The sequence below is a fragment of the Actinoplanes sp. HUAS TT8 genome (assembly GCF_051380535.1).
GTDB lineage: Bacteria > Actinomycetota > Actinomycetes > Mycobacteriales > Micromonosporaceae > Actinoplanes.
In genome coordinates, this window is the sequence record NZ_CP195646.1 from 374,944 (window position 1) to 389,465 (window position 14,522).

General features: G+C 69.5%; 10 protein-coding genes. 5 read left to right on the top strand and 5 right to left on the bottom strand.

The window, feature by feature from the left end:
• Positions 1–225: 225 nt before the first annotated feature.
• Positions 226–1,896, top strand: coding sequence for a cellulose binding domain-containing protein (locus ACSHV8_RS01670; RefSeq protein WP_436528663.1), 1,671 nt, complete (start codon positions 226–228; stop codon positions 1,894–1,896).
• A 256-nt stretch (positions 1,897–2,152) separates the two neighbouring features.
• On the opposite strand, the gene ACSHV8_RS01675 is transcribed toward ACSHV8_RS01670, so the two are convergent.
• The 3 genes from ACSHV8_RS01675 to ACSHV8_RS01685 form a co-directional block, all read right to left on the bottom strand.
• Entirely contained in the window at positions 2,153–4,153 is a 2,001-nt protein-coding gene (locus tag ACSHV8_RS01675; protein WP_436528665.1) for an ABC transporter permease, read from the bottom strand.
• Between the two features lie 26 nt (positions 4,154–4,179).
• Positions 4,180–5,616 carry an extracellular solute-binding protein gene (locus tag ACSHV8_RS01680; RefSeq protein WP_436528667.1) on the bottom strand — a complete coding sequence of 479 codons (1,437 nt, stop codon included), beginning with the start codon at positions 5,614–5,616 and terminating at the stop codon, positions 4,180–4,182.
• A gap of 189 nt (positions 5,617–5,805) precedes the next feature.
• Positions 5,806–6,576 carry an IclR family transcriptional regulator gene (locus ACSHV8_RS01685; RefSeq protein ID WP_436528669.1) on the bottom strand — a complete coding sequence of 257 codons (771 nt, stop codon included), beginning with the start codon at positions 6,574–6,576 and terminating at the stop codon, positions 5,806–5,808.
• A 57-nt stretch (positions 6,577–6,633) separates the two neighbouring features.
• Here ACSHV8_RS01685 and ACSHV8_RS01690 point away from each other — a divergent pair, with 57 nt between their 5' ends.
• The 4 genes from ACSHV8_RS01690 (at position 6,634) to ACSHV8_RS01705 (ending at position 11,750) form a co-directional block, all read left to right on the top strand.
• On the top strand, positions 6,634–7,512 hold the full coding sequence (locus ACSHV8_RS01690; protein ID WP_436528671.1) for a fumarylacetoacetate hydrolase family protein: 879 nt from the start codon (positions 6,634–6,636) through the stop codon (positions 7,510–7,512).
• Complete coding sequence (locus ACSHV8_RS01695) at positions 7,509–8,879, top strand: aldehyde dehydrogenase family protein (protein WP_436528673.1); 1,371 nt, start codon at positions 7,509–7,511, stop codon at positions 8,877–8,879. The genes ACSHV8_RS01690 and ACSHV8_RS01695 overlap by 4 nt, the downstream gene beginning before the upstream one ends.
• Before the next feature lie 100 nt (positions 8,880–8,979).
• A complete protein-coding gene (locus tag ACSHV8_RS01700; RefSeq protein ID WP_436528675.1) occupies positions 8,980–10,338 on the top strand; it encodes a hypothetical protein in 1,359 nt (452 codons plus the stop codon).
• A gap of 476 nt (positions 10,339–10,814) precedes the next feature.
• Positions 10,815–11,750 (top strand): DUF4142 domain-containing protein, encoded by a 936-nt coding sequence (locus ACSHV8_RS01705; protein WP_436528677.1) that lies wholly within the window; start codon positions 10,815–10,817, stop codon positions 11,748–11,750.
• 10 nt (positions 11,751–11,760) lie between these two features.
• On the opposite strand, the gene ACSHV8_RS01710 is transcribed toward ACSHV8_RS01705, so the two are convergent.
• Entirely contained in the window at positions 11,761–12,543 is a 783-nt protein-coding gene (locus tag ACSHV8_RS01710; RefSeq protein ID WP_436528679.1) for a hypothetical protein, read from the bottom strand.
• A 36-nt stretch (positions 12,544–12,579) separates the two neighbouring features.
• The gene (locus tag ACSHV8_RS01715; protein WP_436528681.1) at positions 12,580–14,253 is read right to left on the bottom strand and encodes a protein kinase domain-containing protein; all 1,674 of its coding nucleotides are present in this window, start codon (positions 14,251–14,253) and stop codon (positions 12,580–12,582) included.
• Between the last annotated feature and the right edge of the window lie 269 nt (positions 14,254–14,522).

Below are 14,522 nucleotides of genomic sequence, written 5' to 3' on the forward strand. Positions count from 1 at the left end.
GCGCGCCTTTGAATAAGCAAGCCCGATATCGGCGTGTACATGGCATGAATTATGAACATCGCAAAATTGTTATATGTGACGGTGTCGCGTGTCGCCGCAGGTCACGCCCGGGCGTGTGGGCTATCCCGGAAAGGCTCTCTTGGGACGTCAGAAACAAGCTGGTAACGTCGGGCACCCATGAATGGGAGCGCTCCCATTAATCCCCCATGGTTACGAGGACGTGAAATGACACCGCACCATGATCAGCCGACGCCCACCGATTCCCCGCTGCTGCGCCGCCGTACCGTCCTGACCACGATCGGGGCGTTGCCGGTCGTCACGGTCGCCGCGTCGATCATCGGCGCTACCGAGGCCTCGGCCGCGGCGGCCAACATCAACCCGTCCGCGCCGCGGCAGACGATCCGCGGGTTCGGGGCCATGGCTCACGCGGCCTGGATCGGCGACCTGACCGCGGCTCAGCGCGACACCGCCTTCGGCACCGGCGACGGCCACCTAGGATTCTCCGTGCTGCGCATCCCGGTCAACGAGAACCAGGCGGACTGGGGACGTGACCTGGCGACAGCCCAGCGCGCCGTCGCCCTCGGAGCCACCGTCTTCGCCTCACCGTGGAACCCGCCGGCGAGCATGACCGAAACCTTCACCCACGGCAGCCAGACCAATGCGAAAAGGCTCAAATACAGCTCGTACGCCGCGTACGCCCAGCATTTGAACGACTTCACCACGTACATGCGCAACAACGGCGTCCCCTTGTATGCCATCTCGATCCAGAACGAGCCCGACTACGCCTCGACCTGGACGTGGTGGACCGCCGCGGAAATCGTCCAGTTCCTGCGGGCCAATGCCGGCACGATCAGCACCAGGGTCATCGCGCCGGAATCCTTCCAGTACGTCAAGTCGATGTCCGACCCGATACTCAACGACGCCACCGCCCTGGCCAACGTGGACATCATCGGCGCCCACCTCTACGGCACGGCGTACAGCAATTTCGCCTACCCACTGTTCCAGCAGAAAGGGGCGGGCAAAGAACTCTGGATGACCGAGGTCTACTACCCGAACAGCTCCGACTCGGGCGACGCCTGGCCCGGCGCGCTCGACGTCGGCGAGCACATGCACCACGCCATGGTCGACGCCGGATTCCAGACGTACGTCTGGTGGTATCTGCGCCGTAGTTACGGCCCGATGCGCGAGGACGGCCAGATCAGCAAGCGCGGCGCTGTCATGGCCCAGTTCTCCCGGTTCGTGCGGCCCGGATACGTGCGGATCGACGCGACCGCGAACCCGGCCTCGAACGTTTTCGTCTCGGCCTACCGGGGCTCCGACTCCGTCGTCATCGTCGCCGTCAACAAGAACACCTCGTCGGTGAGCCAGCAGTTCACCCTGACCGGCACCAGCGGGTCCGGCACCGTCGCCAACTGGCTGACCGACGGCAGCCGCAACGTCGCGCAGCAGAGCGCACTCACCATGACGAACGGTTCGATCACCGTCACGCTGCCCGCCCGCAGTGTGATGACCCTCGTCACCAGCCTGACCGGCATGATCACACCCAGCCCGTCGGCCAGTTCGTCACCCGCCGCCGGAGCCGGGCCGCGGGTCGCGTACACGACGAGCACCTGGAGCTCCGGTTTCACGGCGACCATCCGTATCACCAATGCCGGAACCTCGACCATCGACGGGTGGACGCTGAGCTTCACCCTGCCCGCCGGCCAGTCGATCACCTCCGGCTGGAGCGCGACCTACTCGCCGTCGAGCGGCCAGGTCAATGCCCACAACGTCGACTACAACGGCACACTCGCTCCCGGCGCCACCGTCGAGATCGGTTTTCAGGCCACCCACACCGGCAACACCGCCGAGCCGACCGCCTTCACTCTCAACGGCGTCCCCTGCACGGTGGTCTGATCCTGATCCCATCGACACCGGGTCACCCGGGCCGGCGCCGTGCGAATGGCGTCGGCCGGCCCTTCGCGTCGGAGCCTGCGTGCGACCGCGTTGCCGATCGATCCGCAGTCGTCATGGTCACGATCTCTTCGAAGCGCCTGCCGGGAAGGCCGAGGCTCGGTCTCGGCTGACCGGGCCGGCTGTGACGGGTCCTGGTGAAAGAAAACCCGAAGATCAAATGCCCTTCCCCGGCGATCATCGACTGCATACGCCGTGGTCAGCCCTGGTCAGCGTGAACAGGGCCACCGCCGCAGCCGTGGCGAGCGGCAGCACCACCCGGCGTCAGGAAGCGTTGCCCGAAGGCGTACATGATCACCACCGGGATGCTGACCAGCAGTGACGCGGCGGCGAGTTGTCCCTGCGGCACGACGTCCCCGGCGATCATCGACTGCATCCCCACCGGGAGCGTCTTGTAATCGTCCTTGGTGATGAACACGAAGGCGAAGAGGAACTCGTTCCAGGCATTGGTCAGCGTGAACAGGGCCACCGCCAGCAGCCCCGGCTTGGCGAGCGGCAGCACCACCCGGCGGAACGCCTGGACGCGGGTGCAGCCGTCGACCAGTGCCGCCTCCTCCAATTCGGCCGGGATCGACGCGAAGTACCCCGACAGCAGCCAGGTGGCGAAGGGAAGCGTGAAGGTCGGGTACGTCAGCACCAGCGACCACAGCGAGTCGGTCAGCCGCACCCCGATGAGCAGCTGGTAGAGCGGGATGAACAACAGCGCACCCGGCATCACGTAGGTGAGCAGCACGGTGACGGTGAAGCCCTGCGCCCCGCGGAACCGCAGCCGGGCCAGCGCGTAACCACCGAGAACCGCGCAGACCAGTGCCACCGCGGTCGACGCCCCGCTGACCAGCAGGGTGTTGAGGTACCACCGCCCGAAGGGCTGGTTGGTGAACAGAGCACCGAACTGCTCCAAGGTCCACGGCGTCGGCCACAGATCGTGTTCGCGGGTGACGACCTGGCCCTCGGATTTGAAGGCCGTGACGGCGATCCAGTACAGCGGGCCCAGCACGAAGGCCAGCAACCCGGCCAGCGCCACGCCGGATCCGAGCCACGAGATCCGCGACGATGCCCGCCGTCCGCCCTTGGCCTGCAACGCCGAGACCATCCGGCCGACCGCCGCCGCGATCAGCAGGATCACCCCGAGGACCACCGCCGCCTTCCAGAAGATCTGCGCCGACGTCCAGGCCAGCAGGCCGGTGAACACCGCGGCGCCCACCCACGGCAGCGCCGTGCGCGACCGGCCGGTCCATCGGGGTGGTGTGTTCCCGGTGTCCGCGCGCAACGTCCGGACCAGGAAGAACACCAGGCCGGCGACGATCGGCAGCATGACCAGCGTGACCGCCGCCCCCGCGCCGTACTGGAGTTGGAGGATCGCTTTCGAGTAGGCGACGAGAACGTACGGCGTGGTCACGTTGCCCGGGCCGCCCTGCGTCAGCAACCAGATGAGGTCGAAGTTGTTGAACGTCCAGATCGACGACAGGGTCACCGTCACGGTGATCACGTGGCGCAGCCCGGGCAGGGTCACATGGACGAACCGCTGCCACGCCGAAGCGCCGTCGATGGTCGCCGCCTCGTACTGGTCGGCCGAAATCGACTTCAGCCCGGCGAGGAAGCAGACGGTGAAGAACGGCACCCCCTTCCACACATTCACCAGAATCACCGACGGCATGGCCAGGGACGGGTCGGACAGCCAGCCCGCAGGCCAGCTGTCGACCAGGTGGGCCGAGGCCAGCAGCGGCCCGATCCCCGAAACGGTCAGCAGGGAATTGACGCTGCCGAAGATCGGGTCGAGCAGCGACCGCCAGCTGAACGCCGTCACCACCGTCGGCACCACCCACGGCATCAGGAGAAGTCCGGTGATCAGGGCTCGCCCACGCCGTCGATGGTGCAGCAGCAGAGCCGCGGCCAGACCCAGGACAACCTTGAAGATTTCGGCGTACGCGGTGAAGACGAACGAGTTCAGCACACCCGCCCGGAACTGGTCGTCGCCGGCCAGCGCGAGATAGTTGTCCAGGCCGACGAACACGCTGTCCGAGCCGTGCCGCTCGGTCGTGCTGGTGACGATCGACCTGGCGATCGGCACCAGCACGAGCGCGCCGACCAGTATCGCCGTCGGCGCCAGGAACAGCGCGGCCAGCCGCCAGTCACGACCGAGCCGCCGCTGGGTTCTCGTCAGGGAGCCCGGCCCCGGTGGCGAGGGAGCTCGCGTCACCGGGGCCGGTGCCGGGCGGACCGACCTCACTGCGGCAGCCCCTGCTGGGCGAAGATCTGCACCATCTTCGCGTGGGCCGCCTTCACCGCCTGAGCAGCCGCCGTTCCCTGAACGACCTGCTGCATCATGTCGGTGAGGACATAGGCCGCGACGACGGCCTGTTGGCCGGCGCTGGCCTTCTGCGGGAAGGCCAGACCGTTCTTGGTGGACAGGGGCAGCGTCTGCTGGGACATCTGCCGCACCATCGGGAAGGCAGGGTCACCGCTGGTGAAGAACGGGTCGGCCTGCCACACCTTCTCCCAGGCGGGCATGACCAGGCCGGGCGCCTCCTTCGACACCCCGACCAGCGCGGGCGCGCTGACCAGGTACTGCGCGAGGAGTTTGGCCAGCGCCGGGTTCTTGGCCCCCTTGAAGACGACGAAGCCCTGGGACTGGCCGAGCAGCAGGGATTTGTCGGTCGCCGGCCCGATGCAGTCCGAGAAGACATGCGTATTGCCGTACACCGGATTCTTCTTGGTCTTGGAATCCGCGTAGATGCTGAAGCTGTTGCGGGTGTAACCGAGGACCCCGGCCAGCCAGTTCTCGTTGTTGCTGGTGTCGGTCCAGCTGGCCACGCCCGGCGGCAACATCGCCTTGTACGCGGGTTTGGTGTAGATCTCGCCGAGAAAGGTCACCGCCTGCACCGTTTCCGGGGAGTCGAACGTGACCTTCTTGCCGTCGTTGGTGGCGATCGCCCCGCCGTACGAGTTGATCAGTGCCTCGATCATGCCGTTGCCGTCGCCGGATCGATTCACCGTCATGCCCCAGCCGAACCGGCGCTTGCCCGGGTCGGAGATCGCCAGGCACAGGTCCCGCAGCTCCTCCCAGGTGTAGACGTCCTTGGGGGAGATGCCCTTCTCCTGCATCCAGTCCTTGCGCAGGAACGACCCGATCCCGATGAAGTGGTACGGGATCGCGAACCACTTGCCGTCGAAGACACAGAAGTTCTTGGCCTCGGCGCAGGGCTCGCCGTACTTGGCGGTCAGCGCGGTGACGACGTCGGTCACGTCCTCCAGATCGCCCAGCGCCTGGAACTGCGCGACGAACCGCGAGTCGGTCATGAACGCCAGGTCGCGCGCCACGCCGCCCTTGACCTCCGCGTCGATCTTGGCCACCACGTCCCCGGCGTCGGCCTGGACCAGGCTGTTCTCGATCTTCGTCCCGGTGGCGTCGGCGAACTTCTTGATCGATGCGTCGAGCTGGTCGTTGGCCGCCGTCGAGTACAGCTTCTGCGACAGCACCCCCATCGAGGAGCCCTTCATCGACGACGCGGCATCGACCAGTTCCTTCGGCACCTCCGCCTGCACCTTGGTCGCCGAGTCGGAGGTGCCCCCGCACGCGGCCAGACCGGCTGCGCCGAGCACCCCCGCGCCCATCCCCAGAAAGTCCCGCCGGGACCATGTCGGGTTCTTCTTCACGGCCATTCGCATCCTTCGCACTCGCGTGTTTCCGCTGGTCAACGTCACAGGCGCGAGCGGTCGGCAATCAGGCCGGGTCGCAGCGCCGGCGGAGCGGTTCGAAATTTCGAACGTCGTTCGATATACCGTATGGTGTGTGGACGCGACGGTAGAGGACCACCGTGAGGGGTGTCAATGTTTCGATCCGATGTCCGGTTACTGCGGCAGAGCCGGGTAACCCATCCGGGCGGACAGCGTGGCCGCGCCCTCGCGCACCAGCTTCACCCACTCCACCTGAGCCTGCGCGGTCCAGCGGATGATCGGCGCGGAGACGCTCATGGCGGCGATGGTCGCGCCGGCATGGTCCCGGATCGCGGCGGCGGCACAGCGCATGGCGCTGTCCGACTCGCCGTTGTCGATGGCGACACCCTCGGCCCGGACCTCGTCGAGGTGCGCCCGCAGGAGGTCCGGATCGGTGATGCTGTCCGGCGTCATGCCCGGCAGGGTGCCCTTCGCCAGAACGGTGTCCAGGCTCGCCGGATCGAGGCTCGACAGCAGTACCTTGCCGACCGCCGTGCAGTGGGCCGGCAGCCGCAGGCCGACCCCGGAGACCATCCGGACCGGGTGCGTGCTGTCGACCTTGACGAGGTAGACGACGTCAGCGCCGTCGAGCACCGCCACGTGCACCGCCTCGTCGCACGCGGCGGCCACGTCCCGGGCGACGCCGTTCGCCTCCCGGACCAGATCGAGCCGCCCGGCGAACGCCGCACCGAGCTGGAACAGCGGCATACCCAGCCGGTACTGCACCGGCTGGCCCGGCACCGAGATCAGGTATCCCCGGGCCACCAGCGTGACCAGCAGCTCATGAACGGTGGTGCGCGGCAGGCCGAGCCGTTCGGCCACCTCGCGGGCCGACAGTTGCGGCCGGTCCAGGAACAGTTCGAGGATGTCGAGTGCGCGGATGACCGCGGGCACTACACGGGGCATGTCGGCAGGTCCCTTCGCAGCACCGCACCAGCCTAGCGGCGGTTCCACCGACTTTGGATGGTCAAGATGTCGATCTCCCTTCATCGCCTGCGGGCCGGCGACGAACCACGCTGGGCCGTGTGCCGGGACGGCGCTTGGGGCGCGCTCGACGGTACTCTCGCCGACCTGCTCGCCCTACCACTGGATCAGGCCCGACGGGCGGTCGAGACAGCCGCGAGCAAGGCCGACGGCGGCCTGCCCGGCGGCCGGCCCCTCCCGCCGGTCGACCAGCAGGAAGTATGGGCGGCTGGGGTGACCTACCTGCGCAGCCGCGACGGGCGAAAAGAGGAATCCGGGCACGGCTCCCTCTACGACCACGTGTACGACAACGATCGCCCCGAGATCTTCTTCAAGGCCAGCCAGTGGCGGGTGGTCGGCGACGGCGAACCGGTCGGCATCCGCGCCGACTCCGGTTGGGACGTCCCCGAGGCCGAGATCGGCCTGGTGCTCAACGCGGCCGGCGAGGTGTTCGGATACACCCTGGCCAACGACATGAGCAGCCGGTCGATCGAGGGGGAGAACCCGCTCTACCTGCCGCAGGCGAAAATCTACGACCGCTCCTGCTCGGTCGGCCCGGCGATCGTGCCGAGCTGGGCGATCGAACCCGGCCCGCTTACCGTCGGACTGCGGGTGCTGCGCGACGGCCACGAGGTCTTCACCGGAACGACGTCGACATCGGCGATGGCCCGCACTTTCGAGGACCTGGCCGGTTGGTTGTTCCGGGCACTGAGCTTCCCGGCCGGGGTGCTGCTGTTGACCGGCACCGGCGTCGTACCCGACGCTGACTTCACCACACACCCCGGCGACACGATCGAGATAACGTCCCCGGCTCTCGGCACGCTGATCAACCCCGTCATCGCCGTCGGCGATGCCACCGGTGGGAGGAAAGAACGATGACCAGCATCGAGAGCCGCTCCCCGCAGGCGCCGAAGGACGTGGTCGTACGCGTTCCCGACACGACGCCGGCGACCGTTGCCGTCGCGGCCGACGGGGCCCGGGCCGCGGCCATCGGCTGGGCCCGCGTTCCGGCCAACGCCCGGGCCGCCGCGCTGCACGCCTGCGCCGAGGCGGTCGCGAACGCGGCCGGCGAACTGACCGACCTGGTCGTCCGCGAGGTCGGCAAGCCGTGCGGCGAGGCGGGCGCCGAGATCGCTCGCGGGGTGGCGATCCTGCGCTACTTCGCCCAGCAGGCGCTGTATCCGGTGGGCGAGGTCTACCCGCCGTTCGACGGGGTGTCGCTGCTGCACACCCGGCGGCGCCCGCACGGCGTCGTCGGGCTGATCACCCCGTGGAACTTTCCGGTGGCGATCCCGCTCTGGAAAGCCGCGCCGGCCCTGGCCTTCGGCAACGCCGTACTCCTCAAGCCCGCCCCGCAGTCGTCGGCGGTGGCCCTGCGGCTGGCCGAATTGTTCGCCGGGGCACTGCCGGACGGCGTGCTGACCGTGCTGACCGGTCTCGGCGGCACCGGCGAGGCGATCGTCGACACCGCCGACGCCGTCTCCTTCACCGGTTCGGTGGCCGCCGGGCGGGCGGTCGCGCAGCGGGCGGTCGGGCGCGGTATCCCCGTGCAATGCGAGATGGGTGGCCAGAACGCCGCTATCGTCCTGCCCGACGCCGACCAGGCCGCGGCCGCGACGGCGATCGCAGCCGCGGCGATGGGCTATGCGGGCCAGAAATGCACCGCCACCAGCCGCGTGATCGTGGTCGGCGACCCCGGGCCGTTCGCCGAGCGGCTGGCCGCGGCCGTCGAGTCGCTGCCGATGGGTGACCCGGCGGACCCGGCGACGGTGGTCGGCCCGCTGATCGAGTCACGCCCCCGCGAGGCGATCCAGGACGCGGTGCGGCGCGCCACCGCGGGCGGTGCCCGGGTGCTGACCGGCGGATCGCTGCCCGACGGCGACGGCTGGTTCCAGCCCGCCACGGTGCTGGCCGACGTGCCCGCCGGCGACGACCTCAGGACCGAGGAGTACTTCGGGCCGGTGTGCGTGGTGATCCCCGCCGAGTCGGCCGACGCCGCGGTGCGGGTGGCCAACGAGGTGCGGTACGGCTTGGTCGCGGCGATCCACACCCGCAACCTGGGGTCGGCGCTGACCCTGTCGAACCAGCTGGACGTGGGCATGGTGAAGGTCAACGCCCCGACCACCGGGGTGGACTTCCACGCTCCGTTCGGCGGGGAGAAGGAGTCCAGCTACGGCCCGCGGGAGCAGGGCACCGCGGCCCGGGACTTCTACACGCGCACTGTGACGGTCACGCTCACGCCGTAGCCGCGACGATCCGGCGGGCGCCTGCCGGCGAGACACCTTGCGTTCACCCGGGTTCCCTATCTTGCGGCGCAGAGGCTGAGTCCACTGTGAGGAGTCCGCGATGCCGCTGCACGCCCACACCCGGCCGGCTTCACCGGTTCTGCGCTCGGCGCACGGGGCCGCCCGGTCCGGTCGACCCGGTCCGCAGGCGCTTCTGGCGCTGCAGCGCCAGATCGGTAACGGCGCGGTCAACCAGATCATCGCCCGGGCCCACGAGGGGGTGGATCCCGGTTTCGCCGCGGAGCTGGCGGCCGACCCCGAGTTCGCCGCGCTCGTGCAGGCGATTCTGCCCATGCTGGACGAGGGGGCCGCGGCCGCGCCGCCGCCGGCCGTTACCCAGAATCCGGCACCCCTGCCGCCGCCGGCTCCGGCTCCGTCGGTGACCGAGTCCGAGCAGTCGGTGGACGAGGATCCGACGCAGGCCATGCCGGGTGCCTGGCAGCAGGCGTGGAGCCGCGACGGCGACAAGTGGAAGGAGCGGGGCGCGGCTGCGGCTTCGGCGGCTTTCGGTCTCGGGGCCGGTGCGGCCTACACCCCGCTCAAGGCGGTACCGCTCGGTGGCACGGCGACGATCGTCAACGCCTCCACGGCGTTCGGCGATTTCATGAGCGAGCAGCAGAAGCCGGTGCCGCCACTGACCAAGCCTGCTCCCGACCCGGAGGCGGCTCAAGCCCCGAAGGTCGACAACCGCAACATGCCGAAGTATGTGGGCAGCGGCGCGATTCTCGCGGGGGCGCTGACCAACGGCATCGGTTTTCTCGCGAACAACACCACCCCGGCTCGGCAGGCCGGCCTCGCCGTGCAGGGTGTCGGTCAGCTGATCAAGGCGCCCGGCGAGGCGCTGAGTTTCAACAAGGCGCCGCAGATGTTCACCCGGGAGGGCCTGCAGCTGGCCGACTGGCCGAAAGCGGCCGGCGCGATCGGCGCCGGCACGGGCGCCTTCGTCCAGGCGGCCGGTCTCGGCAAGCAGCAGCAACTGAGGGCGCAGGGACTCTCCGGCCCGGCCGCCGTACCCCCGGAGCTGGTGGCCGCCGCCGCACTCAACGGCCTCGCGCCGGCCGGTGAGGCGGCCAACGAGATCCGTAAGGGGTGGGACACCGGCCGCCTCAACCCTGGCAAGCTCTCCTCCGGCCTGGTCGGCACGGCCGCCGCGGGAGTCACCGCCAAGGGAATCCAGTCCACCGACCCGGGGTGGCTCACCGCCGGTCTCGCCCTGACGTTCGTGAGCTTGGCTCTGAAAGCCTGGGGCGAAGGCACCAAGCTCGAGAACACCAGCTGGGGCGATCTCAGCAGGCTGCCGCTGGGGATCGGCCCGTACTTCAAGCGGATCCAGGACGAGAAGAAGCAGCCCGCCGAGGCTCCCGCGGGGCTACCGCCCGCCGAGTCCCACGAGTTGCAGGTTCGGCGGGCGGCCGCGTGACGATGGCGAGGATCGCTACCACCGGGGCCGGCAGCTGGCGCCGGTGTCTTCTCGTGAACGGTTCCTTAACCGGATTCTGATCACGATCGGACTGAGGCGTGACAAGCATGTTTTGACGATCGCCAAACCCGACACGTGTTCGTCGAGGCAATCGATCTTCAGCGGCGGGAATTCAGCAGCGACAAATGTCGACGGACTCGGAAGACCGAGTTTCGGAAGTTCCGGCGATGCGTTCGGCAAAGACGTGTGCAGTTTCGGGCCGGCGCAGTGATCTTTTGTCGCGGATACGGTCCGGGAAGTTCAGGGTTGCCTTAGGAAAAGGCGGATCCGGCCGTTGATCTCCAGATTCCGATTAGGCTCCGAGCGCTCCGGCGGGACCTGACCCAGCCCGGAGGCATGCCTCGTGCCGCAAGGGTACGGGAGCGGTCTGTGCGGAATGGGCTTCCGCCGTGGGCGGGTGGAAGGCGGAGACGGGCATGATCGGCAGCAACGGGCGGGCACGCTACGTCGTGGCCGCGCTGATCCGCATGCTCGTGGTTCTGCCTGCGCTGATCGGGATGCTGATTATGCCGGCCGCGTCGGCCCGGGCGGACAGTGGGGCGGCGACCCGGACCGACCTGGAATTCATCCGCCGAGTGCATCTGACGGCGGCCGGGGTCGGCGCGGCCAGCGCGTTGGCCCGGGGGATGAGCGTGAGCGTCACGGTCAAGCGACTGACGCAACAGGTCACCACCCAGTGCGAGCAGCTCGACGATCTGAGCCGGAGTGTGGCCGGGACGCTGGCGGTCGCGCTCGACGATCCGCTGCCGGCCGAACAGCAGAGCGCGCTTGCGAGCCTGCAGCAGAGCGACGGGGGAACGTTCGACGCCGGATATGTCGCGTACCTCTGGCGCGCCAACAGTGAGCTGTTGCCGATCGCGGCGACCGTGATGGGTACGACGCGTAGTCCGGTCGTGCGCCGGCTCGCCGAGCGGGCCGAGGCGGTCACCGCGGCACAGTTGCCGATGCTGCAGGACAGCGGCCTGCTCAAGATGGCGGTTCTGCCGACCGCCGCGCCGGCCGGCACGGTCGGCCGGCTGCCGGGTGGGGTGCCGGTGGACGGGCAGCTGGTGGCCCAGGCGCGTTCGGGCACCGGGTATCTCGCCCCGTCGGCCTGGAGCAGGGTTACCGTGCTGATCGTCGCTGTCGGCGTGGCCGGGTTCCTGTCATGGCACCTGCTGGTCCGGTCTCGGGCCGGCCGCGTGCGGGCCTGCCGGATGCCCGCGAAGCGCCGGTGGCACCGGACACCGGCCCGGCCGGACGCCGGTCGTGTCGCAGGCCCGCGGCACCGGAGATCGACCCGGCCGGAGGCCGACCGGGCAGGAAGCCGGCAGCGTCAGTACTCCGATTGGAGCCCGCGAGGAGGCGCGTGACAGGTGCCGGTCAGCCTCGCCGGCAGCGGTAGTCGACCGGTGTACTGGCCTGGATCGGCGACGGTTCGACGATGTTGACGGTGGCCGTCTCGGTGGTGGTGCCGGTTCCGCTGAATGTCCATCGCAGGGTCAGCGTGACGGATCGCTGACCCCGGCTCACCTGCTCGGTCAGTACCCCGCCGGACGTGTCGGACCGGAACCACTGGTAGCGGATCGCGCCGCTGCGGCCGTTGGTGCGCACCGTCGCGATGACGTCGACGGTGACGTTGCATTGGTTGCCGGGCGGTTTGGGTACGGCCACGGTGACGCCCTCCACCTCGATCGGCTGGAGCCTCTGCCACAGGTAGAGTCCGACCACCGCGACCAACGCCAGCGTCAGCAGGCTCGACAGCAACGACACCACCCGCCGCCACAGCGGACGGGAGCGCTGCGGCGGGGTGGCTCCCGGCCAGCCGGGAACGGCCGCGGCAGGCGCGGGAGCGGCCGGTACGCCGGGCCCGAAACGCATCTCCGCCTCGGCGCGGACGGTCGCATCCGTCGCGCTGATGAACCTCGTCGGGGTCGGCGGTCCGGCCAGGTGCACGGTCTCACCGACGGCGGGCGGTCCGGCCAGATGCACGGTCTCACCGGCGGCGGACGGCCCGGGCAGGTGGACGGTTTCGCCGACGGCGGTTCGGTCCGGATCGCCGAGGTACACCGTGGGGATCGGACGGTCGATGGTCGCCCACGGATCGACCGGCGGCCTCCTGTCGTCGCCGGGGTCCTGCGGCCGGTTCACGCCGACCGTCCCCACGCCGAATGCCTCCGTGCAGTAAGCACTGCGTGCTCCTTAACCAGGGGTGCAGAGGTTGGAGAGGGTCACGTACGCCGTTGACGCCGACGTGCCGGTGTTGCCGGCGGCATCGGTGGCGACGACCGAGATCGGGATCCGGGTCGTGGTCCTCGGCATCGGCAGCGGCCCGAGTGTCCCGGTGAAGACGTTCCGCGCGGCCGAACTCATCGACACCGTCGACTTCGTGCCGTTCAGCGTGTACTGGAAGCCGACCTTGAGAGCGGTCGGCCCGCTCCGGTCATCGGTGACGGTCACCCTGATCGTGCTGGTGCGCACCCCGTACCGGCAGCCTTCCGATTCGATCGAGGTCGGGTTGGCGCCGACCGAACCGACCGTGGGCGCGGTGGTGTCCGGCGACGCGCCGGCCGAGGGCGAGGCTGAGGCTGAGGCGGAAGTCGAGGCGGACGCCGATGCCGACGCGGATGCCGACGGTGCCGGCGATTTACTGGGCGTGCCGGTCGGGCTTTTCGAAGTGGCCGGCGTCGAGGTGCTTCCGGTGGCCGGGGCCGCGAGGGACGCGGACGGGCCGACCGACACCTGCGGTGTCGCCGACTCGCTCGACGCCGGGTCGATCGACGCCGGGCCGGCGGTGGCCGGGCTCGTCTCGCCGGCGAATGTCACGTGCTCGTCGGCCGCCGCGTACTGGTAGGCCACGCCACCGCCGAGCAGGGCCGCGACCAGCGCACCGGCGGCCAGCGCGACCCACCCGCGACCGCGCCGTAACCCGCCCCCGCCGGGCTTTCCGGCCTCGGTGGCCAGCGTCGTGGTCGCGAAGCTGATGGCGCCGCCATCACTGTCCGGGAACGGCCACAGCGCGGCCAGCAGCGCGGCCCGGCGGGCGAGGTCACGGAGGCCGTGCTCCTCCCATTCCGGACCGTAGGTCGTTCCCGCGACCTGTTCCAGGATGGCGAGGAAGGCCTGGGCGTGCGGCGGCCGGTCGGCGGGCTGCTTGGCCATCCCCAGCCGGAGCAGGTCGTGCACCGGCTCGGGGGCCGGATCGGTCGGGATCGGCGCGCTGGTGTGCTGCTCGTGCAGGACGAAGATGGTGGTGCCGTCGTACGGCGGTTTGCCGGTCAGGCATTCGAAGAAGGTCGCGGTGGCGGCGTAGATGTCGCAGGCGGGCGTCGCGGGGGAGCCGTGCCACTGCTCCGGCGCCATGTATCGCGGGGTGCCCGACACCACCGTGTCCGCGCCTTCGCCGACCGGCATGGCAATGCCGAAGTCGGCCAGTTTGCTCAGCCCGTCGCCGTCGACCAGCACGTTCTCCGGCTTGTAGTCGCGGTGCACGACCCCGTGCATGTGTGCGGCGGCCAGCCCGGCCAGCGAGCCCTTGAGGACGACCAGCGCCGCCTCCGGGCTGGTCGGGCCGTGTTCGCGCAGCATCTGCCGCAGGGTCACCCCGTTGACCAGCTCCATCACGATCGCGGCGCCGTCGGCGGTCTCGACGTACTCGTACAACCGGGACACGTGCGGGTCGTCGATCTCGCCGAGCAGGCGCGCCTCCCGCCGGAACGCCGCCCGGAACGTCGCATCGTCCCCGAGACCCGGCGTCAGATATTTGATCGCGACCGAGGTGCCGGTCTCGTCGTGGACGGCGAGCACCACACTGCCCGACGCGCCGGCACCGAGCGGACGAACGGGGGTGTAGCCGGACAGCTGCCAGCCGCTCATTCCAGGCTCTCCACCGTGAGGGGGCGGGCTTCTGGCTCCGCCGCGCCGACCATTCTGGTGGCCGGGCCCGTTCCTGGGGGATCCACGCAACGGGTGCATTAACCGACCGGACGGGTGACACCGAACACTTTCGATGTCTGACCGCGCCTTGGGAATGGAACGGATCGTGCCGACGGTCCACGCAAAACGCTCGGCCGAGTCACCCCGGCCGAGCGTTTCGCCGAACTCCGAAACCAGTTGATCAATGGTGTGGCAACGCCCCCTGAGAT

Coding starts and splice junctions, on each gene's coding strand:
- ACSHV8_RS01690 (WP_436528671.1), top strand. CDS start 6,634: ATGGTCAAGATGTCGATCTCCCTTCATCGCCTGCGGGCCGGCGACGAA.
- ACSHV8_RS01680 (WP_436528667.1), bottom strand. CDS start 5,616: ATGGCCGTGAAGAAGAACCCGACATGGTCCCGGCGGGACTTTCTGGGG.
- ACSHV8_RS01705 (WP_436528677.1), top strand. CDS start 10,815: ATGATCGGCAGCAACGGGCGGGCACGCTACGTCGTGGCCGCGCTGATC.
- ACSHV8_RS01700 (WP_436528675.1), top strand. CDS start 8,980: ATGCCGCTGCACGCCCACACCCGGCCGGCTTCACCGGTTCTGCGCTCG.
- ACSHV8_RS01715 (WP_436528681.1), bottom strand. CDS start 14,253: ATGAGCGGCTGGCAGCTGTCCGGCTACACCCCCGTTCGTCCGCTCGGT.
- ACSHV8_RS01695 (WP_436528673.1), top strand. CDS start 7,509: ATGACCAGCATCGAGAGCCGCTCCCCGCAGGCGCCGAAGGACGTGGTC.
- ACSHV8_RS01670 (WP_436528663.1), top strand. CDS start 226: ATGACACCGCACCATGATCAGCCGACGCCCACCGATTCCCCGCTGCTG.
- ACSHV8_RS01685 (WP_436528669.1), bottom strand. CDS start 6,576: ATGCCCCGTGTAGTGCCCGCGGTCATCCGCGCACTCGACATCCTCGAA.